This window comes from Lactobacillus sp. XV31L (genome assembly GCF_059900865.1).
Window position 1 is genome coordinate 104,636 of record NZ_JBWXGC010000006.1, and the last position, 18,772, is coordinate 123,407.

General features: G+C 41.0%; 36 protein-coding genes. All 36 read left to right on the forward strand.

All coding sequences use genetic code 11. The annotated features are described in order from the left end of the window. Positions 1 to 3 precede the first annotated feature (3 nt). Positions 4 to 633: a 50S ribosomal protein L3 gene (gene rplC / locus AC2JF7_RS05540; RefSeq protein ID WP_500727698.1), complete on the forward strand. Its 630-nt coding sequence runs from the start codon at positions 4 to 6 to the stop codon at positions 631 to 633. 14 nt (positions 634 to 647) lie between these two features. After that, positions 648 to 1,280, forward strand: coding sequence for a 50S ribosomal protein L4 (gene rplD, locus AC2JF7_RS05545; RefSeq protein ID WP_500727699.1), 633 nt, complete (start codon positions 648 to 650; stop codon positions 1,278 to 1,280). Beyond that, entirely contained in the window at positions 1,277 to 1,582 is a 306-nt protein-coding gene (gene rplW, locus AC2JF7_RS05550; protein WP_500727700.1) for a 50S ribosomal protein L23, read from the forward strand. Before rplD ends, rplW begins: the two co-directional genes overlap by 4 nt. A 15-nt stretch (positions 1,583 to 1,597) precedes the next feature. Further along, on the forward strand, positions 1,598 to 2,434 hold the full coding sequence (gene rplB, locus AC2JF7_RS05555) for a 50S ribosomal protein L2 (protein ID WP_500727701.1): 837 nt from the start codon (positions 1,598 to 1,600) through the stop codon (positions 2,432 to 2,434). A gap of 18 nt (positions 2,435 to 2,452) precedes the next feature. Next, positions 2,453 to 2,734: a 30S ribosomal protein S19 gene (rpsS, locus tag AC2JF7_RS05560; protein ID WP_500727702.1), complete on the forward strand. Its 282-nt coding sequence runs from the start codon at positions 2,453 to 2,455 to the stop codon at positions 2,732 to 2,734. Between the two features lie 19 nt (positions 2,735 to 2,753). Beyond that, positions 2,754 to 3,107 carry a 50S ribosomal protein L22 gene (gene rplV / locus AC2JF7_RS05565; RefSeq protein ID WP_122018831.1) on the forward strand — a complete coding sequence of 118 codons (354 nt, stop codon included), beginning with the start codon at positions 2,754 to 2,756 and terminating at the stop codon, positions 3,105 to 3,107. Between the two features lie 13 nt (positions 3,108 to 3,120). Next, a complete protein-coding gene (rpsC, locus tag AC2JF7_RS05570; RefSeq protein WP_500727703.1) occupies positions 3,121 to 3,789 on the forward strand; it encodes a 30S ribosomal protein S3 in 669 nt (222 codons plus the stop codon). Continuing rightward, on the forward strand, positions 3,789 to 4,229 hold the full coding sequence (rplP, locus tag AC2JF7_RS05575; RefSeq protein WP_500727704.1) for a 50S ribosomal protein L16: 441 nt from the start codon (positions 3,789 to 3,791) through the stop codon (positions 4,227 to 4,229). The genes rpsC and rplP overlap by 1 nt, the downstream gene beginning before the upstream one ends. Beyond that, entirely contained in the window at positions 4,219 to 4,416 is a 198-nt protein-coding gene (gene rpmC / locus AC2JF7_RS05580; RefSeq protein WP_500727705.1) for a 50S ribosomal protein L29, read from the forward strand. The genes rplP and rpmC overlap by 11 nt, the downstream gene beginning before the upstream one ends. Positions 4,417 to 4,434: 18 nt before the next feature. Continuing rightward, positions 4,435 to 4,701 (forward strand): 30S ribosomal protein S17, encoded by a 267-nt coding sequence (gene rpsQ, locus AC2JF7_RS05585; RefSeq protein ID WP_500727706.1) that lies wholly within the window; start codon positions 4,435 to 4,437, stop codon positions 4,699 to 4,701. 31 nt (positions 4,702 to 4,732) lie between these two features. Continuing rightward, complete coding sequence (gene rplN / locus AC2JF7_RS05590) at positions 4,733 to 5,101, forward strand: 50S ribosomal protein L14 (protein ID WP_500727707.1); 369 nt, start codon at positions 4,733 to 4,735, stop codon at positions 5,099 to 5,101. Positions 5,102 to 5,117: 16 nt separating this feature from the next. Continuing rightward, positions 5,118 to 5,369, forward strand: a complete 252-nt coding sequence (gene rplX / locus AC2JF7_RS05595; RefSeq protein WP_500727708.1) for a 50S ribosomal protein L24 — start codon at positions 5,118 to 5,120, stop codon at positions 5,367 to 5,369. A 14-nt stretch (positions 5,370 to 5,383) separates the two neighbouring features. Then, positions 5,384 to 5,926 carry a 50S ribosomal protein L5 gene (gene rplE / locus AC2JF7_RS05600; RefSeq protein ID WP_500727709.1) on the forward strand — a complete coding sequence of 181 codons (543 nt, stop codon included), beginning with the start codon at positions 5,384 to 5,386 and terminating at the stop codon, positions 5,924 to 5,926. A gap of 20 nt (positions 5,927 to 5,946) precedes the next feature. Continuing rightward, positions 5,947 to 6,132 (forward strand): type Z 30S ribosomal protein S14, encoded by a 186-nt coding sequence (locus AC2JF7_RS05605; RefSeq protein ID WP_046307561.1) that lies wholly within the window; start codon positions 5,947 to 5,949, stop codon positions 6,130 to 6,132. Between the two features lie 21 nt (positions 6,133 to 6,153). Continuing rightward, on the forward strand, positions 6,154 to 6,552 hold the full coding sequence (gene rpsH / locus AC2JF7_RS05610; RefSeq protein WP_500727710.1) for a 30S ribosomal protein S8: 399 nt from the start codon (positions 6,154 to 6,156) through the stop codon (positions 6,550 to 6,552). A 24-nt stretch (positions 6,553 to 6,576) separates the two neighbouring features. Continuing rightward, positions 6,577 to 7,107 carry a 50S ribosomal protein L6 gene (gene rplF / locus AC2JF7_RS05615; RefSeq protein ID WP_500727711.1) on the forward strand — a complete coding sequence of 177 codons (531 nt, stop codon included), beginning with the start codon at positions 6,577 to 6,579 and terminating at the stop codon, positions 7,105 to 7,107. Between the two features lie 23 nt (positions 7,108 to 7,130). Next, positions 7,131 to 7,487 (forward strand): 50S ribosomal protein L18, encoded by a 357-nt coding sequence (rplR, locus tag AC2JF7_RS05620; RefSeq protein WP_500727712.1) that lies wholly within the window; start codon positions 7,131 to 7,133, stop codon positions 7,485 to 7,487. A gap of 16 nt (positions 7,488 to 7,503) precedes the next feature. Further along, positions 7,504 to 8,010: a 30S ribosomal protein S5 gene (gene rpsE, locus AC2JF7_RS05625; protein WP_500727713.1), complete on the forward strand. Its 507-nt coding sequence runs from the start codon at positions 7,504 to 7,506 to the stop codon at positions 8,008 to 8,010. 13 nt (positions 8,011 to 8,023) lie between these two features. After that, positions 8,024 to 8,209 (forward strand): 50S ribosomal protein L30, encoded by a 186-nt coding sequence (gene rpmD, locus AC2JF7_RS05630; protein ID WP_500727714.1) that lies wholly within the window; start codon positions 8,024 to 8,026, stop codon positions 8,207 to 8,209. A 20-nt stretch (positions 8,210 to 8,229) separates the two neighbouring features. Continuing rightward, positions 8,230 to 8,670, forward strand: coding sequence for a 50S ribosomal protein L15 (rplO, locus tag AC2JF7_RS05635; protein ID WP_500727715.1), 441 nt, complete (start codon positions 8,230 to 8,232; stop codon positions 8,668 to 8,670). Beyond that, the gene (gene secY / locus AC2JF7_RS05640; RefSeq protein WP_500727716.1) at positions 8,670 to 9,965 is read left to right on the forward strand and encodes a preprotein translocase subunit SecY; all 1,296 of its coding nucleotides are present in this window, start codon (positions 8,670 to 8,672) and stop codon (positions 9,963 to 9,965) included. The genes rplO and secY overlap by 1 nt, the downstream gene beginning before the upstream one ends. A gap of 10 nt (positions 9,966 to 9,975) precedes the next feature. Continuing rightward, positions 9,976 to 10,629 (forward strand): adenylate kinase, encoded by a 654-nt coding sequence (locus AC2JF7_RS05645; RefSeq protein ID WP_500727717.1) that lies wholly within the window; start codon positions 9,976 to 9,978, stop codon positions 10,627 to 10,629. Positions 10,630 to 10,697: 68 nt separating this feature from the next. Further along, on the forward strand, positions 10,698 to 10,919 hold the full coding sequence (gene infA, locus AC2JF7_RS05650; RefSeq protein WP_500727718.1) for a translation initiation factor IF-1: 222 nt from the start codon (positions 10,698 to 10,700) through the stop codon (positions 10,917 to 10,919). Between the two features lie 14 nt (positions 10,920 to 10,933). After that, on the forward strand, positions 10,934 to 11,050 hold the full coding sequence (gene rpmJ / locus AC2JF7_RS05655) for a 50S ribosomal protein L36 (RefSeq protein ID WP_003647815.1): 117 nt from the start codon (positions 10,934 to 10,936) through the stop codon (positions 11,048 to 11,050). A 22-nt stretch (positions 11,051 to 11,072) separates the two neighbouring features. After that, positions 11,073 to 11,423 carry a 30S ribosomal protein S13 gene (gene rpsM / locus AC2JF7_RS05660; protein WP_500727719.1) on the forward strand — a complete coding sequence of 117 codons (351 nt, stop codon included), beginning with the start codon at positions 11,073 to 11,075 and terminating at the stop codon, positions 11,421 to 11,423. Between the two features lie 21 nt (positions 11,424 to 11,444). Beyond that, complete coding sequence (gene rpsK / locus AC2JF7_RS05665; RefSeq protein ID WP_500727720.1) at positions 11,445 to 11,828, forward strand: 30S ribosomal protein S11; 384 nt, start codon at positions 11,445 to 11,447, stop codon at positions 11,826 to 11,828. Between the two features lie 45 nt (positions 11,829 to 11,873). Then, complete coding sequence (locus tag AC2JF7_RS05670) at positions 11,874 to 12,812, forward strand: DNA-directed RNA polymerase subunit alpha (protein ID WP_500727721.1); 939 nt, start codon at positions 11,874 to 11,876, stop codon at positions 12,810 to 12,812. A gap of 25 nt (positions 12,813 to 12,837) precedes the next feature. Next, positions 12,838 to 13,221 carry a 50S ribosomal protein L17 gene (rplQ, locus tag AC2JF7_RS05675; RefSeq protein WP_500727722.1) on the forward strand — a complete coding sequence of 128 codons (384 nt, stop codon included), beginning with the start codon at positions 12,838 to 12,840 and terminating at the stop codon, positions 13,219 to 13,221. Between the two features lie 177 nt (positions 13,222 to 13,398). Continuing rightward, positions 13,399 to 14,250, forward strand: coding sequence for an energy-coupling factor ABC transporter ATP-binding protein (locus AC2JF7_RS05680; protein WP_500727723.1), 852 nt, complete (start codon positions 13,399 to 13,401; stop codon positions 14,248 to 14,250). Beyond that, positions 14,226 to 15,071: an energy-coupling factor transporter ATPase gene (locus AC2JF7_RS05685; protein ID WP_500727724.1), complete on the forward strand. Its 846-nt coding sequence runs from the start codon at positions 14,226 to 14,228 to the stop codon at positions 15,069 to 15,071. The genes AC2JF7_RS05680 and AC2JF7_RS05685 overlap by 25 nt, the downstream gene beginning before the upstream one ends. Positions 15,072 to 15,077: 6 nt before the next feature. Beyond that, entirely contained in the window at positions 15,078 to 15,875 is a 798-nt protein-coding gene (locus AC2JF7_RS05690) for an energy-coupling factor transporter transmembrane component T family protein (protein WP_500727725.1), read from the forward strand. Further along, complete coding sequence (gene truA, locus AC2JF7_RS05695; RefSeq protein ID WP_500727726.1) at positions 15,875 to 16,660, forward strand: tRNA pseudouridine(38-40) synthase TruA; 786 nt, start codon at positions 15,875 to 15,877, stop codon at positions 16,658 to 16,660. The genes AC2JF7_RS05690 and truA overlap by 1 nt, the downstream gene beginning before the upstream one ends. 105 nt (positions 16,661 to 16,765) lie before the next feature. Beyond that, entirely contained in the window at positions 16,766 to 17,209 is a 444-nt protein-coding gene (gene rplM, locus AC2JF7_RS05700; RefSeq protein ID WP_500727727.1) for a 50S ribosomal protein L13, read from the forward strand. Positions 17,210 to 17,220: 11 nt separating this feature from the next. Further along, positions 17,221 to 17,616 carry a 30S ribosomal protein S9 gene (rpsI, locus tag AC2JF7_RS05705; protein WP_500727728.1) on the forward strand — a complete coding sequence of 132 codons (396 nt, stop codon included), beginning with the start codon at positions 17,221 to 17,223 and terminating at the stop codon, positions 17,614 to 17,616. A gap of 122 nt (positions 17,617 to 17,738) precedes the next feature. Further along, entirely contained in the window at positions 17,739 to 18,098 is a 360-nt protein-coding gene (locus tag AC2JF7_RS05710) for a DUF6176 family protein (protein ID WP_500727729.1), read from the forward strand. Positions 18,099 to 18,706: 608 nt separating this feature from the next. Further along, positions 18,707 to 18,772: KxYKxGKxW signal peptide domain-containing protein (locus AC2JF7_RS05715; protein WP_500727735.1), on the forward strand; the 66-nt coding region annotated here is incomplete at its 3' end.

The following is an 18,772-nucleotide window of genomic DNA, read 5'->3' on the forward strand; positions in this document are numbered from 1 at the left end:
ATCATGACCAAAGGAATCTTAGGAAGAAAAGTCGGTATGACTCAAGTCTTCACCAAAGATGGTATCCTTGTACCCGTAACTGTTGTTGAAGCAGCTCCTAACGTTGTTATGCAAGTTAAGACTGTTGAATCAGACGGCTACGAAGCAATTCAAGTTGGGTACCAGGATAAGCGTGAAGTTTTGAGCAACAAACCAGAAAAAGGTCATGCTGCAAAAGCAAAGACTTCGCCTAAGCGCTTCATACGTGAAATCCGCGGAGTTGAGCTTAAGGACTACGAAGTCGGCTCAGAAATAACTGTGGACACATTTAAGGAAGGTGACGTTGTTGACGTTACTGGAATTACAAGAGGTCATGGATACCAAGGTAACATTAAGCGTTGGGGCCAATCACGGGGACCAGAAACTCACGGTTCAAGATACCACAGAATTCCTGGTTCAATGGGTTCCATCATTAACCGTGTGCCAAAGGGCAAGAGATTGCCAGGACACATGGGTACTAAGAAAGTTACCATTGAAAATTTAGTAATTGAAAAAGTTGTAGCTGACAAGAATGTATTGCTGATCAAAGGCAATGTTCCAGGTGCTAAGAACTCATTGATTACTGTTAGATCTGCTGTTAAGAATAACGATTAGGAAGGAGGACTAGAATGGCTAATTTAAAGGTTATCGATCAAAAGGGTAAAGCTGCTGGCGAAGTTACTTTAAAAGATGATGTGTTTGGGATTGAACCAAACGAAAGCGTTGTTTTTGACGCAATTATCAGACAAAGAGCTGGTAAGCGGCAAGGCACCTCAAAGGTTAAGAATAGATCTGCTGTTCGCGGCGGTGGTAAGAAACCATGGAAGCAAAAGGGTACTGGACGTGCTCGTCAAGGTTCCATCAGATCACCACAATGGCGCGGCGGTGGTGTAGTCTTCGGACCAACCCCACGTTCTTACGCATATTCAATGCCAAGGAAGCAACGTCGCCTGGCTATCAAGTCAGCTCTTTCACAAAAGTTGCTTGACCAAGATTTAATTGTTGTGGACAACTTGACAATGTCAGCTCCTAAGACAAAGGAATTCAAAGCAATTCTGGATGGTTTGAAAGTTGAAGGCAAGGTATTGGTTGTTGCAGAGGACAAGAATGTCCACTTATCTGCCAAGAACTTACCCAAGGTCAAGGTAATTGCAATCAACGGCTTAAATGTTGAAGATGTTGTCAATTGCGACAAGTTAATCTTAACTAAGAATGCTGTTGAAGAAATTGAAAAGAATGTTGAGGGGGCTTCACAAAAATGAGTGCACACGATATCATTTTAAGACCTGTCATTACTGAAAAGTCAACGAACTTAATGGATGATAAGAAGTACACTTTCAACGTGCTTTTAACTGCAACCAAGACGCAAGTTCGCGATGCTGTTGAAGAAATCTTTGATGTCAAAGTTAAGAAAGTTAACATCATGAATGTTCGGGGCAAGGACAAGCGAGTTGGTCGTTACACTGGTAAGACTGCCCGCAGCCGCAAGGCAATCGTTACTCTGACAAATGATTCAAACTACATCAAGATTTTTAAAGACGAAAATAACGAAGAAAGTAAGTAATAGGAGGTCAGTCAATTGGCTATTAAAATTTATAAGCCAACCACAAATGGTCGCCGTAATATGACTTCTTCCGACTTTGCTGAGATTACTAAGAGCAAGCCTGAACGTACCTTGCTTGAATCGCAATCACACACTGCAGGTCGTAATTCATATGGTCATATTACTAGTAGACACCGTGGCGGAGGTCACAAGCAAAAATACCGTATTATCGATTTTAAACGTAATAAGGACAACGCTAAGGCAGTTGTCAAGGCAATCGAGTACGATCCAAATAGAACTGCTAACATTGCGCTTCTTCACTACACTGATGGTATTAAGGCCTACATTTTAGCTCCTAAGGGTCTAAAAGTTGGCGATATTGTTGAGTCTGGTCCTAATTCTGATATTAAGCCAGGTAATGCTTTACCACTTAAGGACATTCCTACTGGTACTACAATTCACAACATTGAATTGAGACCAGGCAAGGGTGGCCAACTGGTAAGAAGTGCCGGAACTGGTGCCCAAGTATTAGGCAATGATGGCAAGTACACCTTAGTTAGACTGCAAAGTGGCGAAGTTCGCAAGATCTTGTCTGTTTGCCGGGCAACTATTGGTGTCGTTGGCAACGAGCAGCACTCACTTATCCAATTGGGTAAGGCAGGTCGCAGCCGTTGGTTGGGCAGACGTCCACAATCTCGTGGTTCCGTAATGAACCCTAACGATCACCCACACGGTGGTGGTGAAGGCAAGGCTCCAGTTGGTCGTCCTCAACCGATGACTCCATGGGGCAAGAAGGCTCGTGGTGTTAAGACAAGAAACAAGAAGAGAGCCAGCGAACGCTTGATTATTCGTCACCGTAAGGGTAGCAATTAGTAGAAGGAGGGTTAATTAATGAGCCGTAGTATTAAAAAAGGGCCTTTTGCAGATGCATCATTATTAAAGAAAGTTGATGCACAGGCAAACTCAGATAAAAAACAGGTTATTAAGACTTGGTCACGTCGTTCAACTATTTTCCCTTCCTTCGTTGGATTGACTATAGCTGTTTACGATGGTAGAAAACATGTTCCAGTATATGTTACTGAAGACATGGTTGGCCACAAGCTAGGTGAATTTGTTCCAACGAGAACTTTCCGTGGACATAAGACATCTAGTGACAAGGCTACTGCAAAATAGAGGAAGGAGAAACACTTAAATGGCAGAACAAATAAGTTCAGCTAGGGCTGAAGCAAGAACTGTTCGAATTGCTGCAAGAAAAGCACGTTTAGTCGTTGACTTGATTCGCGGCAAGGACGTTGCTGAAGCATTGGCAATCTTGCAATTTACGCCTAGAGCTGCTTCCCCAATCGTTGAAAAGGTTTTGCGCTCAGCAATTGCTAACGCAGAACACAACTACGATCTTGAAAGTGCAAACCTTTACGTATCAGAAGCATACGTAAATGAAGGTGCAACATTGAAGAGATTTAGACCCCGTGCCAAAGGTATGGCTTCTCCGATTAACAAGAGAACTAGTCATGTAGTTGTAGTAGTTTCTGAAAAGAACGATTAAGGGAGGTATATTAATGGGTCAGAAGATTAACCCAAATGGTTTTCGTCTCGGCGTAATTCGTGACTGGGAATCTAAATGGTATGCTGACAGGGGATACAAAGAAACCTTAACTGAAGACCTGAAAATTAGAAAATTCATCTCTAAGAAATTAAAGGATGCCTCTGTTTCTATTGTTGAAATTGAACGTGCAGCTAACAGAATCAATGTATCAATCAATACCTCTAAACCAGGTATGGTAATTGGTAAAGGTGGTTCTGAAGTTGAAACTTTAAGAAAAGAACTAAATGCTTTGACTAACAAGCAAGTTCACGTTAATATTGTTGAAATTAAGAAGCCGGACCTTGATGCCAAGCTTGTAGCAGACAGCATTGCAAGTCAATTAGAGGCTCGTATTGCCTTTAGACGTGCAATCCGTCAAGCTACGCAAAGAACTATGCGTGCAGGTGCCAAAGGAATCAGAGTTCAAACATCTGGTCGTCTAAATGGTGCTGACATGGCAAGAAGAGAATGGCATACAGAAGGCCGTGTTCCGTTGCAAACATTAAGAGCGGATATTGACTATGCTTGGGTAAATGCCTACACCACTTACGGTGAAATTGGTGTTCAAGTATGGATCAACCGGGGTGAAATCTTACCTTCTAAGAGTAAGAAGCCCGAAAATGTGAAGGGAGGAAACAAATAATGCCTCTAGTACCAAAGCGAGTAAAACACCGTCGTGAATTCCGTGGAAAGATGCGTGGTGCTGCTAAAGGCGGTAAGACCATTGCCTTTGGTGAATTTGGACTGCAAGCCCTTGAATCACACTGGATTACCTCTCAACAAATTGAAGCTGCCCGTGTTGCGATGACTCGTTACATGAAGCGTGGTGGTAAAGTTTGGATTAGAATTTTCCCGCAGAAATCATACACTGCTAAAGGTGTTGGTGTCCGGATGGGTTCTGGTAAAGGTGCACCAGCCGGATGGGTTGCTGTAGTCAAGAGAGAAAAGATCATGTTTGAAATTGGTGGCGTGAGCGAAGAAGTTGCGCGTGAAGCACTCCGTCTTGCCTCAACCAAACTGCCAATTAAATGTAAGTTTGTGATGAAAAGTTCGGAAGTAGGTGGCAATTCTAATGAAGGCTAAGGAAATCAGAGCATTAACCACTGATCAAATGTTAGACAAGGAAAAGCAATATAAAGAAGAACTCTTTAACTTACGTTTCCAACAAGCAACGGGTCAATTAGAAAACACCGCTCGCCTGAGTAAAGTCCGCAAAAACATCGCTAGAATTAAAACAATTCTTAGTGAAAAAGCATTGAAGAACGATTAGTGGAAGGGAGTTATTAACTTGAGCGAATCAATCGAAAGAAATCATCGTCACGTATATCAAGGTCGCGTAGTTTCTGATAAGAACGACAAGACAATTACTGTTGTTGTTGATACTTACAAGAACCACCCTGTATACAAGAAGCGTATCAAATATTCCAAGAAATACTACGCACAAGACGAAAATAATGAAGCTAAAGTTGGCGATACTGTTCGTATCATGGAAACTCGTCCATTATCTCGTACAAAACGCTTTCGTTTAGTAGAAATTGTTAAGAAATCTGTTTAACTTGCGGATTTAGTGAGGGGAGGATTATATCGTGATTCAAAATGAATCCCGTTTGAAGGTTGCTGATAACTCAGGTGCCAGAGAACTTTTGGTTATTAGAGTCTTAGGTGGATCAAAGCGTAAGGCCGGTAACATTGGCGACATCGTGGTAGCAACTGTTAAACAAGCAACACCAGGTGGCGTTGTCAAAAAGGGTGACGTTGTTAAAGCGGTCATTGTTAGGACAAAATCAGGCGCACGCCGTGAAGATGGCTCATACATTAAATTTGATGAGAATGCTGGCGTAGTTATTAATGCAGACAAGAGTCCACGTGGTACTCGTATCTTCGGGCCTGTTGCACGTGAGTTGCGTGAGCACGACTTTATGAAGATCGTCTCTCTTGCTCCTGAAGTCTTATAATAAGTGAGGTGCACTGATGTTTGTTAAAACTGGTGACAAAGTAAAAGTTATTGCCGGAAAAGACAAGGGCAAAGAAGGAATCGTTCTTTCTGTTAACACTAAGAAAAACCGTGTGGTTGTCAAGGGCGTTAATACGATTAAGAAACACCAAAAGCCTTCGCAAAACAATGCAAATGGTGGTGTAGTTGAATCTGAAGGTTCAATTCACGCATCAAATGTCAAGGTTATTGCCAAGTCTGAAAGCAAAAAAGAAGAAACTAAGAAATAGAAGGGAGGATACAAATGACAAATCAATTAGCTCAAGAATATAAAGAAAAAATTATTCCTGCACTACAAGAAAAGTTTGAATACAAGTCTGTAATGCAAGTTCCTAAAATCGATAAGATTGTTCTGAACATGGGTGTTGGTGATGCTGTTTCAAATGCCAAGAATTTGGATGAAGCAGTTGAAGAATTGACTTTAATTTCTGGTCAAAAGCCATTAGTCACTAAGGCTAAAAAGTCAATCGCTAACTTCCGCTTGCGTGAAGGTATGTCGATTGGTGCTAAGGTAACACTTAGAGGAGATCGGATGTACGATTTCTTGTACAAGTTAGTCAATGTTTCACTTCCTCGTGTTCGTGACTTCCGCGGCGTTTCAAGTCGTTCATTCGATGGCCGTGGCAACTACACATTAGGTATTAAGGAACAACTTATCTTCCCCGAAATTGACTTTGATAAGGTTAATCGGACTAGAGGGTTAGATGTTGTTATCGTTACTACTGCCAACACTGACGAGGAAGCCCAAGCGCTACTCAGTCAATTTGGTATGCCGTTTGCAAAATAGCAAGATAATGGAGGACATTAATGGCTAAAACATCACAAAAAATTAGAAATCATCGTCCTGCTAAATTTTCTTCACGTGAATATACTCGTTGCGAGAGATGTGGTCGTCCACACTCCGTTTACCGTAAATTTGGCTTATGCCGTATTTGTCTGAAGGATTTAGCTCACAAGGGTCAAATCCCAGGTCTTAAAAAGGCCAGTTGGTAATACGGTTAGGAGGATAGCATAATGGTCATGACAGATCCGATCGCAGATTACTTGACTAGAATTAGAAATGCCAACATGGCAAAGCATAGTTCAGTTGAAATTCCTGCATCAAATATTAAAAAATCTATTTCAGAAATTTTGAAACGCGAAGGCTTCATCCGTGATTACGAAGTAACTGATGACAATAAGCAAGGCGTTATCAAGATTTTCTTGAAGTATGGTCCAGACGGAGAACGGGTTATTTCAGGTTTAAAGCGTATTTCTAAGCCAGGCTTAAGAAATTACGTTGGCGCTGAGAACTTGCCTAAAGTTCTTAACGGCTTAGGCATTGCCATCGTTTCTACTTCTGCTGGTGTAATTACCGACAAGGAAGCTAGACAAAAAGACGTTGGCGGCGAAGTTGTTGCTTACGTTTGGTAATTCTGACAGAAAGGAGCATAATCAATGAGCCGTATAGGTTTAAAAACAATTGAAGTCCCGGACAATGTCACAGTTACCAAAAAGGGTAACGACATTACGGTTAAGGGACCAAAGGGTGAATTAACTAGATACTTCGATCCGAAAATTACCTTTAAGCAAGAAGATGGCAAGATTAATTTTTCTCGTTCTAGTGAAAGTGACAAAGCACTTCACGGAACTGAAAGAGCTAACTTGGCATCAATGATTGAAGGCGTAGTTAACGGCTACAAGAAGACATTGAAGTTAATTGGTGTTGGTTACCGTGCTACTACACAGGGTAACAAGTTAACGCTAAACGTTGGCTTTTCGCACCAAGTCGTAATGACTGCACCAGAAGGTGTTTCTGTAAATGCCACTTCAAACACAGATATTGAAGTAGAAGGAATTTCGAAGCAAAATGTTGGACAGTTTGCTGCTGAAATTCGTGCTGTACGTCCACCAGAACCTTACAAGGGCAAAGGTATTCGTTATGTTGATGAATACGTACGTCGTAAGGAAGGTAAGACAGGTAAGTAATAAATAAATTTTGAGGTGAAATTGTGATTTCAAAACCAGATAAGAATAAATTGCGCTTAAAGCGTCATAAACGTATTCGTAGCAAGATTTCTGGTACTGCTGAGCGCCCACGCTTAAGTGTTTTCCGTTCAAATAAAAACATCTACGCTCAATTAATTGATGACGTAGCGGGTGTAACGCTAGCAAGTGCCTCAACTTTAGATGAATCTGTTAAGGGTTCGACTAAGGTAGAACAAGCCCAAGCTGTTGGCAAGGCTATTGCCGAAGCAGCTAAAGCAAAAAACATTTCAAGCATTGTGTTTGATCGAAGTGGTTACTTATACCACGGCCGTATTTCAGCTTTGGCAGATGCCGCTCGTGAAAACGGATTAGATTTCTAGGGAAGGAGAATAATACATGGCAAACCGCAACGATTCTCATAATAATCGCAGAAATAAAGACGACATCGAAGATCAGTTAGTAGCTATCAATCGTGTCACCAAGGTTGTCAAGGGTGGTCAAAGAATGAGATTTGCTGCCCTGGTAATCGTTGGCGACAAAAAAGGTCGCGTCGGCTTTGGTACTGGTAAAGCTCAAGAAGTTCCAGAAGCAATCCGTAAGGCAGTTGAAGCTGGTAAGAAGAATATGATTACCGTTCCAACAGTTGGATCAACCATTCCGCATGAAGTAATTGGTCACTATGGCTCAGGCAGCATTTTATTCAAGCCTGCTCCTGCCGGTTCTGGTGTTGCAGCTGGTGGTGCCGTTCGTATCGTCATGGATATGGCTGGTATTGCAGACGTTACTTCTAAGTCACTGGGCTCAAACACGCCAATCAATGTCGTTCGCGCAGCGATGGATGGCTTGAAGAAGCTAAGAACGAGTGAAGATATTGAAAAACTTCGCCACGCAAATTTAGATTAGGGAGACTAGATAAATGACTGAATTAAAAGTTACTTTAATTAGAAGTGCTGCGCACCGTCTACCTAACCAAAAGAAAATTGTTAAGGCTCTTGGCTTGGGTAGAATCAACAGTTCAGCTACTCTACCAGACAATGCTGCCACTCGTGGCGCATTGTTGAAAATTGCCCACTTGATCTCTGTTGAAGAGATTAAAAATTAATCGAGGAGGTGCTCAAATTAATGAAGCTTCATGAATTACATGCCGCTGAAGGCTCACGCGACACAAGAAAACGTGTTGGTCGTGGTACTTCAAGTGGTCACGGAAAGACTTCTGGTCGTGGACAAAAGGGACAATTGTCTCGTCAAGGCGGCCATACTCGTTTAGGTTTTGAAGGTGGTCAAATGCCATTATTCAGAACTATGCCTAAGCGTGGTTTTAAGAATGTTAACCGTAAGGATTACGTAATTGTTAATTTGGAAGACTTAAACAAGTTTGCAGACGGCAGCGAAGTAACTGTTGCTAGTCTTAAAGAAAAAGGCTTGGTTAAGAAAGAATTATCAGGTGTTAAAGTACTTGCCAAAGGTGAGTTAAAAGTTAAGTTAAACGTAAAGGTTAACAAAGTTTCTGCCGCTGCTCAAAAAGCAATTGAAGCAGCTGGCGGATCTGTTGAGGTGATCTAATGTTTTCGACCTTGAAGAACGCCTTTAAGGATAAAGAAATAAGAAATAAGATTTATTTCACGCTCTTTATTCTTTTGCTATACCGTATTGGGGCTAATATTGCGGTTCCAGGTGTTAATGCAAAAGCGATTACTCAAGTCGCACAGACTGGCTTAGTCCCAATGCTGGATACTGTTTCCGGTGGTGGGCTAGATAATTATTCAATCTTTTCACTGGGTGTGTCCCCCTATATTACTGCCCAAATTGTTATTCAATTGTTGCAGATGGACATTGTTCCAACATTAGTAGAGTGGGGCAAGCAAGGTGAAGTTGGTCGGCGCAAGACTAACCAAGTCACTAGGTGGCTCTCATTGGGAGTTGCATTTGTACAAAGCATAGGCATTACGCTTGGCTTTAATGCATTAACCCAAATGGGTTTGGTTAAGACGCAAACACCACAGACCTATATTGAAATTGCCATCGTAATGACGGCAGGAACAATGCTTTTGACCTGGCTTGGTGATGAAATCACTGACAAGGGTCTCGGCAATGGTGTTTCAGTGATTATCTTTGCCGGTATTATTGCACGACTCCCACGCGGCCTCTGGCAGCTTTATAAAGAGGGAGTTGTCAATACTAGTGCGGATAATCGTTGGCAAGGGATTTTGTTCTTCATCGCGATTATCATTGCAATCCTCATCGTAACGCAGATCGTTACGTGGGTTGAACAGGCAGATCGCCGGATTCCAATCCAATATACAAGACGAGCAACTATCAGTGGCTCTGAAAGTTTCCTACCATTAAAAGTTAACGTTTCAGGTGTTATTCCCGTAATTTTCGCTAGTTCGTTTATTATTACACCAGCAACAATTTTAATGGCCTTTCAAAGATCCCAAGGCGATCAGCAATGGTACAAAGTAATGACTGACATCTTTAGTATGCAGACAACGCCAGGGGTGATAATTTACACCATTTTGATTATTCTGTTTACCTTCTTCTATGCTTTTGTTCAGGTTAACCCTGAGAAGCTGGCAAAGAATCTGCAGAAGCAAGGTGCATATATCCCTAGCGTTTGGCCAGGTAAGGACACTCAAGATTACGTCTCCAAGTTGTTGATTAGACTATCAACAGTTGGATCTGTTTTCTTGGGACTAGTAGCCTTACTACCACAGCTTGCAACTAATCTTTGGAACTTACCTAGTTCTATTGGTCTAGGCGGAACAAGCCTTTTGATCGTTATCGGAGTTGTCTTAGAATTATCTCGTCAAGTTAACGGTTTGTTAATGAAGAGAGAATACATTGGATTCATCAGATAGGAATGGATAAATGATTAACTTATTTCTTTTAGGATTGCCGGGTGCAGGGAAAGGCACGGTATCAGAACAAATTGTCGATAAATATCATCTAACTCATATTTCAACTGGGGATATGTTTAGAGAAGCAATGGCTAACAAGACCAAAGTTGGTCTTGAAGCTAAAAGTTATATTGACAAGGGCAATCTGGTACCAGACGAAGTTACTGCTCGGCTGGTTGAAGAACGCTTAAGCCAACCGGATATCAAGCAAGGCTATATATTAGATGGCTTTCCCCGGACAATTGTTCAAGCAGAACTTTTGGAAGGGATCACTAAACGGTTGAATAAGCCTCTGACCAGTGTGATTTCACTAGAAGTCAATGAGAAAACTTTGGTTAAACGCTTATCGGCACGCTTCATGTGTAAAAGTTGCGGCGCCACTTATAACAAGATTACAAAGATGCCTAAAGTTGAAGGCACTTGTGATCGTTGCGGCAGCCATGAATTTTACCAACGTCCAGATGACAAGCCTGAAGTAGTTAAGAATCGTTTGGAAGTTAACGAAAAGATGAATACTCCTTTGAAGGACTATTACCAAAAGAATGGGTTGTTGACTGTTGTTGACGGTGAACAATCTACAGAAAAAGTATTTGAAAAAGTCGATGCGGTTTTAAGTAAAAACTAATAATTGGTATCTTTACTTTTCCGTGTTATAATTTCAAAGTATGACTGTTTAAATGCGGAGGAACAGCTTTGCCAAAAGATGATGTCATTGAAGTAAAGGGTAAAGTAGTTGATACTTTGCCCAATGCTATGTTTAAAGTTGAATTGGAAAATGGAGCTACGATTTTAGCACATGTTTCCGGCAAAATAAGAATGCACTACATTCGAATTTTGCCTGGAGACCGTGTTACTGTAGAACTTTCTCCTTATGATTTGACAAAAGGTAGAATTACTTATCGGTTTATAAAGTAATAACGGAGGGAAACATGAAGGTTAGACCATCTGTTAAACCAATGTGTGAACATTGTAAGATTATTAAAAGACATGGTCGTGTGATGGTTATTTGTTCTGCAAATCCAAAACACAAGCAGCGTCAAGGTTAAAAATAAATAGGAGGTGCAATTTATGGCACGTATTGCTGGTGTTGACTTGCCAAGAGATAAAAGAATAGTTGTTGCATTAACATATATTTATGGTATTGGTGAACCAACAGCTCAGAAAATTTGTGCGGAAGCTGGTGTTTCTGAAGACATACGGTCAAAAGATTTGACTCCAGACGATCAGGAAAAGCTGCGCGCAGAAGTTGATAAATACCGCGTTGAAGGTGACTTGCGTAGAGAAATCAGCATGAATATCAAGCGGTTGATTGACATTGGTTCTTACCGTGGTATTCGTCACCGCCGTGGACTTCCAGTTCGTGGTCAAAATACCAAGAATAACGCCCGCACTCGTAAGGGTAGTAAGAAGAATAAATAAAATTTATAAGGAGGTTTATTGATGCCTAAAACAGCACGTAAGCGTCGTGTGAAGAAGCACGTTGAAAAAGGCGTTGCGCATATTCATTCTACGTTTAATAATACTTTAGTCATGATTACTGACGTTCAAGGCAATGCAATTGCTTGGTCCTCAGCTGGTGCATTAGGCTTTAAGGGTAGCCGTAAGTCTACTCCATTTGCAGCCCAGATGGCAGCCGAAGCGGCAGCTAAGAGCGCCATGGATCAAGGCATGAAGCATGTAGAAGTTTCAGTTAAAGGTCCCGGTTCAGGTCGTGAATCTGCAATTAGGTCTTTACAAGCTACAGGTCTTGAGATCACTGCAATTCGTGATGTCACTCCAGTTCCCCACAATGGTTCTAGGCCACCAAAACGTCGTCGTGTTTAATTTTGTTCTTAATGAAGGACGTTGCGTTTTGAAAGGGGCCTAGTAATGATTGAATTTGAAAAACCAAATATTACCGTTGTGGACCAAGAAAAGTCTTATGGTAAATTTGTTATTGAACCACTTGAACGAGGCTTTGGTACTACTTTAGGTAATTCATTACGTAGAGTTTTACTGACATCTATCCCAGGTACAGGACTTGTTTATGTTCAAATTGATGATGTCTTGCACGAATTTTCAACCATTCCTGGCGTGAAAGAAGACGTTGCAAAGATTATCTTGAACCTGAAGAAACTTGAATTGAAGTCTTTTTCTGACGAACAAAAAATTATTGAATTGGACGTTGAAGGGCCAGCTACAGTCACTGCTGATGACCTTAAAGTTGATGCAGATATTCAGATTCTGAATCCGGACCAGTACATTTGTACCATTGCTGATGGTGGTCACCTGCACATGCAAATTGCGGTCAAGACTGGTCGTGGCTACGTTGCTGCAAGTGACAACAAGAGTGAAGATATGCCAATTGGTGTTATTCCGGTTGATTCCCTTTTTTCACCAATCGAAAAAGTCAATTACCAAGTTGAATCGACTCGTGTTGGAAAAAGAGACGATTTTGACAAGCTCACTTTAGAGATTTGGACTGATGGTTCAATCAAGCCTAATGATGCCCTTAGTTTTGCTGCCAAGATTTTGGTAGAACACTTTAAAGTGTTTGAAACTGCTGATGCAAATACTAAATTTAATGATGTAATGGTTGAAAAAGAAGACGATACGGCCGAGAAGAAGCTTGAAATGACGATTGAAGAGCTCGACTTGTCTGTTCGTTCATACAACTGCCTTAAGCGCGCTGGCATCAACACTCTGCAAGAGTTGACTGATAAGACTGAAGCAGATATGATGCGGGTTCGTAACTTGGGTCGAAAATCATTAGAAGAAGTTAAAAACAAATTAGCTGACTTAGGTCTTTCACTTCGTCAAGAAGATTAATTGAAAAATAAAAGGAGGTAAACTGATGGCATACCGTAAATTAGGGGTCGATAGTGCACATAGAAAAGCAATGCTGAGAGAAATGACCACACAATTGATCATAAAGGAACGCATTGTTACTACTGAAACGCGCGCTAAAGAAGTTCGCCGAACTGCCGAAAAGATGATTACATTAGGCAAGCGGGGAGATTTAGCGGCAAGAAGAAAGGCTGCTACTTTTGTACGTGACGAAGTTGCAGATATTAAAGAAGAAAAAGATGCAGTGGTAGTTAAGTCTGCTTTGCAAAAACTCTTCAGTGATATTGCACCACGTTACAAAGACCGCAATGGTGGTTACACCAGAATTATGAAGCTGGCAAATGCCCGTAAAGGTGATGCAGCTCCAATGGTTATTCTTGAATTAGTTTAATTTAAAAATAACCCAACTTAATAGCTATTAAGAATTATCCATGAAAGTGAGAATAAGCGCTAAGATGATGACGAAAGTTTAGTCTAGCTTAGATAATTACTCATTATCCCTCTTCATGGGTGATTTTTTTTGCTTTTTTTTGGTACAATTGGGTAAGACTTTTAGGAGGGGTGACTTATGGCAACAGATAATATTATAAAGGTGCGCAATGTCAGTTTTACCTACCCTGAAGCAGATACTCCAGCAATTGACAATATTAGTTTTGACATTGAACGTGGTTCTTGGACGTCAATCATTGGCCACAACGGTAGTGGCAAGTCTACAATTATCAGGCTGATCAACGGTTTGTTGGTACCAGATGAAACGGGGGAGCCGGTGATTGAGGTTGACGGCACAGTGCTCAATGATCAGACTGTCTGGGATATTCGTGACAAAGTGGGGGTAGTCTTTCAAAACCCAGATAACCAATTCGTTGGCGCTACAGTTACAGATGATGTTGCCTTTGGCTTGGAAAATAGGGGAGTACCACGCGCCCAAATGCTTAAAATCGTTCCTGACGCAGTTGCGGCTGTAGGCATGTCTGACTATGCTAGATCAGAGCCAGCAAGCTTATCAGGTGGTCAAAAGCAGCGTGTGGCGATTGCTGGTATTTTGGCCATTCGACCTCAGATAATTGTTTTAGATGAAGCAACCTCAATGCTTGACCCCGAGGGTCGAGACAATATTCTGCAAATTGTTAGGCAAATGAAAAAAGAGTATGACTTGACGGTTATTTCTATTACCCATGATATTGATGAGGCCAGCCTGGCTGATCGAGTTCTGGTGATGAATGATGGCAAAATCATTACACAAGGACCTACGTCCCATGTGTTCAAGCAAGTCAAGTTGCTTAAAGATTTGGGGCTTGACGTCCCCTTCTTTGCCCAAGTTAAAGAAGCACTTGCAAGCAAGTCTATCGCGAATATGCAAGACATTGATTCAGAAAAAGAGTTGATCAATTACTTATGTCAATTAAATTCGAAAAAGTAAGCTACTTATACGCACCAGGTTCCCCACTTGAAAAAAAGGGTCTGGATAATGTTAGCTTTGAGTTGCAAGAAGGTTCTTTTACAGCAATCATTGGCCATACAGGTAGTGGGAAGTCGACTCTGATGCAGCACTTCAACGCTCTGTTAAAGCCTACTAGTGGTCGCATTGAAATAGCTCATACTACAATCACTCCTGAAACCAGCAACAAGCACCTCAAGGAATTGCGTCACCATGTCAGCCTTGTTTTTCAATTTCCCGAAAGCCAGCTATTTGAAAATACGGTTCTAGATGACATTGCCTTTGGGCCTAAAAATTTTGGCTATAGCAATGAGCAAGCAAAAGAAAGTGCCAAGATGTGGTTAGAAAAGGTTGGCTTGTCTAAAGAAATAGGCACGAGGTCACCTTTTGAGCTATCTGGAGGACAAATGCGGCGGGTGGCAATAGCGGGAGTACTGGCATATGAACCTGACATTCTTTGCTTAGACGAACCAGCAGCCGGATTGGATCCGCAGGCACGTGATCAAATGATGAATCTTTTTGCTGAATACCAAAGGGCAGGGCACACAGTAATTCTAGTCACACACAATATGGATGATGTGGCTAATTACGCTGATGATGTCTTGGTAATGGAACGTGGACAGTTGATTAAGCATGCAAGGCCCTCAGAAGTATTTGAAGACCATAATTGGCTTACAGCACACCATTTAGAAGAACCCAAGGCTTCATTATTTGCATCGCAGCTAACTAATTACAGGTTTACTAGGCCACCGTTAACTGCAGAGGAATTAGTTCAAGGAATTATTAATAATTTGAAGGGGTGAAAATTTGTGAGCAAAATTTTAATAGGTCGCTACGTTGCCGGTGATTCATTAGTGTATAAGATGGATCCTCGGGGTAAGTTGCTTGCAACCATCCTTTTTATCCTGTTTATTTTTCTAGCTAATAATGCGGTCACTTATGCCATTATTGTGGCATTTAGCCTGATTGCAGTTGCAGCGACAGGATTAAAGCCGAAAGTTTTCTGGGATGGAGTTAGACCAATGATTTGGCTGATACTCTTTACATCCTTTTTGCAGCTATTCTTCACGGTAGGGGGAAAAGTATACTGGCAGTGGACGATTTTTGCCATTACCAGTTATGGGATAACCAATGCAATCTTTATTTTCATTCGCTTTACCGTTATTATTTTGATCTCAACGGTGATGACAGTGACAACCATGCCACTTGAGATTGCTGACGCAATCGAATGGCTGCTGATGCCGCTTAAACTAGTTAGAGTTCCGGTTGACAAAATAGCATTGGTGATGTCGATTGCACTGCGTTTTGTTCCCACGCTCTTTGACCAGACTTTTAAAATTATGAATGCCCAGCGTTCGCGTGGTGCTGACTTTAATAATGGTGGTCTGGTCACACGTGCCAAGGCCATCACGCCCCTGCTAGTTCCACTGTTCATCAATTCCCTTGAAACAGCAGTGGATCTTGCTACTGCCATGGAATCGCGTGGCTACAAGGGCGATCAAGGCCGAACCAAGTTTCGCATCTTGCGCTGGTCGACGGCAGACCTATATAATTTAGGCTACTTTGTAGCTTTAATTGTCCTTTTGTTAGTCTTTAGGGAGCACTAATGTCTACGAGATATAAAATGACGCTGGCATATGACGGCCACTTGTTCCATGGCTTCCAGTCGCAGCCGCACCAGCGCACGATTCAGGGAACAATTGAAGAGGCTCTATGTAAGATGACTAAGGGCCAAACTGTTCCTGTTGAAGGCTCAGGAAGAACCGATGCGGGTGTGCACGCCCTGGGTCAAGTAGTTCACTTTGACTATCCGGGCAAGCCCATTGAACAGCAAAGCATGATTTGTGCCCTTAATTCGATAATGCCGCTAGATATTGTCTTTAAGAAGTGCGCAATAGTGGATGAAAAATTCCACGTTCGCTATAGCGCCAAGGGCAAGTGGTATCGCTATCGGGTAAGTCTCGACCGCTTTGTTGATCCTTTTAAACGTTTTTATACGGGGCACTATCATTATCCAGTCGACATTCCCAAAATGCAAAAAGCTGCTCTTGACTTGCTCGGAAGGCACGATTTTACCAGTTTTGCTGCAAGCGGTGGGCAAATCAAAAACAAGGTGCGAACAATGTATTACGTTAATATCCAGAAGGATGAAAGCAGCAACGAAGTCATCTTTGATTTCATTTGCTCTGGCTTTCTATATAATATGGTGCGCATATTGGTTGCCATGCTGCTGGAAATTGGCAATGGCAAGCGGCCGGCTGACGATATTCCCCGGGTAATAATGGCTAGAGACCGTGAGCAAGTCAGAGAAACAGCCCAGGCAAGCGGCCTGTACCTCTATCATGTTTTTTATCATGATATTCCGGAAAAATACCGGCAAGATGCTGAATAATATTGACAAGTAGGCTAAGTGGTCGTATCATAGTATAGTATGTTTGTCCACGATAGGCCCCGGAATCTTATTGTTACAAGCAACGTATAAACGGAGGAAATTAAATTGCGTACTACACAATTAGCAAAACCTAATGAAATTGAACGTAAGTGGTATGTTATTGATGCAACTGATGTGCCTTTAGGCCGTCTGTCAACAGCAGTAGCGACTATCTTGAGAGGCAAGAATAAGCCTCAATACACACCAAATGTTGATACAGGTGACAACGTTATTATCATTAACGCTGCTAAGCTTAAGTTAACTGGTAAAAAAGCAACCGACAAGATTTACTACCACCACTCTGGTACGCTTGGCGGCATCAAGGCTACTCCAGCAGGCAAATTACTTGCCAACAACCCAGTTAGATTAGTTGAATTGTCAGTTAAGGGAATGTTGCCAAAGAACACACTTGGTCACCAAGAGTTCTTAAAGATGCATGTTTATGCTGATGCAAATCATAAGCATGAAGCACAAAAACCTGAAAATTTAGACATTAGCAAATTAATCTAGGAGGTTAAACAATGGCACAACAAGTTGCATATGCAGGTACTGGCCGGCGCAAGAATTCAGTTGCGCGCGTACGTTTGGTACCAGGCAGTGGAAAAATCACAGTTAATAATAAAGATGTAGATCAATACATCCCATTTCCTAACTTAGTTAAGGACTTGAAGCAACCGCTAACTTTGACTGAAACCGAAAGCCAATATGATGTTAAAGTTAACGTTAATGGTGGTGGCTTTTCAGGACAAGCCGGTGCAATCCGTTTAGGTGTTGCACGTGCTCTTCTAGAAGTAGATCCTGATTTCCGTGGACCATTAAAGAAGGCTGGTTTCTTAACCCGTGACCCTAGAATGGTTGAACGTAAGAAGCCAGGTTTGAAGAAGGCTCGTAAAGCTTCACAATTTAGTAAGCGTTAATTTATTTTCGCTATTAGAGCGGATCTTCACGTTTAGAATAACTTTAAAGTAGTAACAGTAGTTACTGCTTTTTTGTTTTATTATATAATAATGAATATTAGACATGAAAGTGAGAAAGAATAATGGCTCAAGTGGAATTGACTCGATTTAGAATTAGGAAAGGCAAAGAAGCTAAAGCTCAGGAGTGGATGGATTTTCTCAACAATCACCATGCCGATACTGTTGCCACGATGGAAGGTGAACGCATGTATGTTGAGACGGTCTTTAAAGAGGAAAATGCAGATGGCCACACCTATTTCTATTGGTACTCAGTACAAGGCGAGGGTGGAAGTACTGTTGAGGAAACAAGCAGCTACATTGACCAGAAGCACTTAGAATATTGGAATGACTGCATTGACCCTAACTACCGGCCAGTTGATATGGCGCTTGAACAACACTTGTTAGCGCCAGCAATAACTAAGATTATTGCTGACAGCAAATAATTTTGAGCATAGAAATAAAAGCTTGCTTGCTAAAAAACTTTTTCTTACGAACTAATTTCAAAAAAACTTTTTGAAGTTAGTTTTTTTGTACAAATTTTTCTTTTTTGGCTTTTACAAATTTTTACAGAAAAAAGTGCGATTCTATTACGTTACTGTTATTAATAATATTTTGCTGCACTTTGTGAAAAATATATTTTAATTATTTTAATTTCCTTACTGGAATTTTTTGATTATTCTTGGGGTGCTGAATTTTCTTATATATGTCTTTACTATTTTTGCTCATTATCAAACTTGTTAAATATGACCATATTCCTATACTTGAATATTAAAAAACACAAATTATTTACATCACATTTTCTTTAGTGTAATTAATTGCTTGCTATAAGCTATTTATATGAGAACCATAAGAAATAAAAAACAACGTTATTAAATAAGCTATAAAGTTTGATATATCAAGCTTTATGCCAAAAATACTGATATAATGCAGAACAAAACTGACAATAATTAAAAATGTAGAAAAATGTTTATTTTTATGATATGCTTTGTGGGATGATAATATATTATATTATTAATTGTGTGGAGGATGATAAGTTTTGAATAGATTCAAAATGATTGAAGAAATCAAAAATACCAATTACAAGATGCATAAAAGCAAAAAGGGTTGGCTTGTTAGC

Excerpts from the sequence above, each read along its gene's own strand:
- rplC (WP_500727698.1), top strand. The coding sequence starts at position 4 with ATGACCAAAGGAATCTTAGGAAGAAAAGTCGGTATGACTCAAGTCTTC.
- rplD (WP_500727699.1), top strand. The coding sequence starts at position 648 with ATGGCTAATTTAAAGGTTATCGATCAAAAGGGTAAAGCTGCTGGCGAA.
- rplW (WP_500727700.1), top strand. The coding sequence starts at position 1,277 with ATGAGTGCACACGATATCATTTTAAGACCTGTCATTACTGAAAAGTCA.
- rpsS (WP_500727702.1), top strand. The coding sequence starts at position 2,453 with ATGAGCCGTAGTATTAAAAAAGGGCCTTTTGCAGATGCATCATTATTA.
- rplV (WP_122018831.1), top strand. The coding sequence starts at position 2,754 with ATGGCAGAACAAATAAGTTCAGCTAGGGCTGAAGCAAGAACTGTTCGA.
- rpsC (WP_500727703.1), top strand. The coding sequence starts at position 3,121 with ATGGGTCAGAAGATTAACCCAAATGGTTTTCGTCTCGGCGTAATTCGT.
- rplP (WP_500727704.1), top strand. The coding sequence starts at position 3,789 with ATGCCTCTAGTACCAAAGCGAGTAAAACACCGTCGTGAATTCCGTGGA.
- rpmC (WP_500727705.1), top strand. The coding sequence starts at position 4,219 with ATGAAGGCTAAGGAAATCAGAGCATTAACCACTGATCAAATGTTAGAC.
- rplX (WP_500727708.1), top strand. The coding sequence starts at position 5,118 with ATGTTTGTTAAAACTGGTGACAAAGTAAAAGTTATTGCCGGAAAAGAC.
- rplE (WP_500727709.1), top strand. The coding sequence starts at position 5,384 with ATGACAAATCAATTAGCTCAAGAATATAAAGAAAAAATTATTCCTGCA.
- AC2JF7_RS05605 (WP_046307561.1), top strand. The coding sequence starts at position 5,947 with ATGGCTAAAACATCACAAAAAATTAGAAATCATCGTCCTGCTAAATTT.
- rpsH (WP_500727710.1), top strand. The coding sequence starts at position 6,154 with ATGGTCATGACAGATCCGATCGCAGATTACTTGACTAGAATTAGAAAT.
- rplF (WP_500727711.1), top strand. The coding sequence starts at position 6,577 with ATGAGCCGTATAGGTTTAAAAACAATTGAAGTCCCGGACAATGTCACA.
- rpsE (WP_500727713.1), top strand. The coding sequence starts at position 7,504 with ATGGCAAACCGCAACGATTCTCATAATAATCGCAGAAATAAAGACGAC.
- rpmD (WP_500727714.1), top strand. The coding sequence starts at position 8,024 with ATGACTGAATTAAAAGTTACTTTAATTAGAAGTGCTGCGCACCGTCTA.
- rplO (WP_500727715.1), top strand. The coding sequence starts at position 8,230 with ATGAAGCTTCATGAATTACATGCCGCTGAAGGCTCACGCGACACAAGA.
- secY (WP_500727716.1), top strand. The coding sequence starts at position 8,670 with ATGTTTTCGACCTTGAAGAACGCCTTTAAGGATAAAGAAATAAGAAAT.
- AC2JF7_RS05645 (WP_500727717.1), top strand. The coding sequence starts at position 9,976 with ATGATTAACTTATTTCTTTTAGGATTGCCGGGTGCAGGGAAAGGCACG.
- rpmJ (WP_003647815.1), top strand. The coding sequence starts at position 10,934 with ATGAAGGTTAGACCATCTGTTAAACCAATGTGTGAACATTGTAAGATT.
- rpsM (WP_500727719.1), top strand. The coding sequence starts at position 11,073 with ATGGCACGTATTGCTGGTGTTGACTTGCCAAGAGATAAAAGAATAGTT.
- rpsK (WP_500727720.1), top strand. The coding sequence starts at position 11,445 with ATGCCTAAAACAGCACGTAAGCGTCGTGTGAAGAAGCACGTTGAAAAA.
- AC2JF7_RS05670 (WP_500727721.1), top strand. The coding sequence starts at position 11,874 with ATGATTGAATTTGAAAAACCAAATATTACCGTTGTGGACCAAGAAAAG.
- rplQ (WP_500727722.1), top strand. The coding sequence starts at position 12,838 with ATGGCATACCGTAAATTAGGGGTCGATAGTGCACATAGAAAAGCAATG.
- AC2JF7_RS05680 (WP_500727723.1), top strand. The coding sequence starts at position 13,399 with ATGGCAACAGATAATATTATAAAGGTGCGCAATGTCAGTTTTACCTAC.
- AC2JF7_RS05685 (WP_500727724.1), top strand. The coding sequence starts at position 14,226 with ATGTCAATTAAATTCGAAAAAGTAAGCTACTTATACGCACCAGGTTCC.
- truA (WP_500727726.1), top strand. The coding sequence starts at position 15,875 with ATGTCTACGAGATATAAAATGACGCTGGCATATGACGGCCACTTGTTC.
- rpsI (WP_500727728.1), top strand. The coding sequence starts at position 17,221 with ATGGCACAACAAGTTGCATATGCAGGTACTGGCCGGCGCAAGAATTCA.
- AC2JF7_RS05710 (WP_500727729.1), top strand. The coding sequence starts at position 17,739 with ATGGCTCAAGTGGAATTGACTCGATTTAGAATTAGGAAAGGCAAAGAA.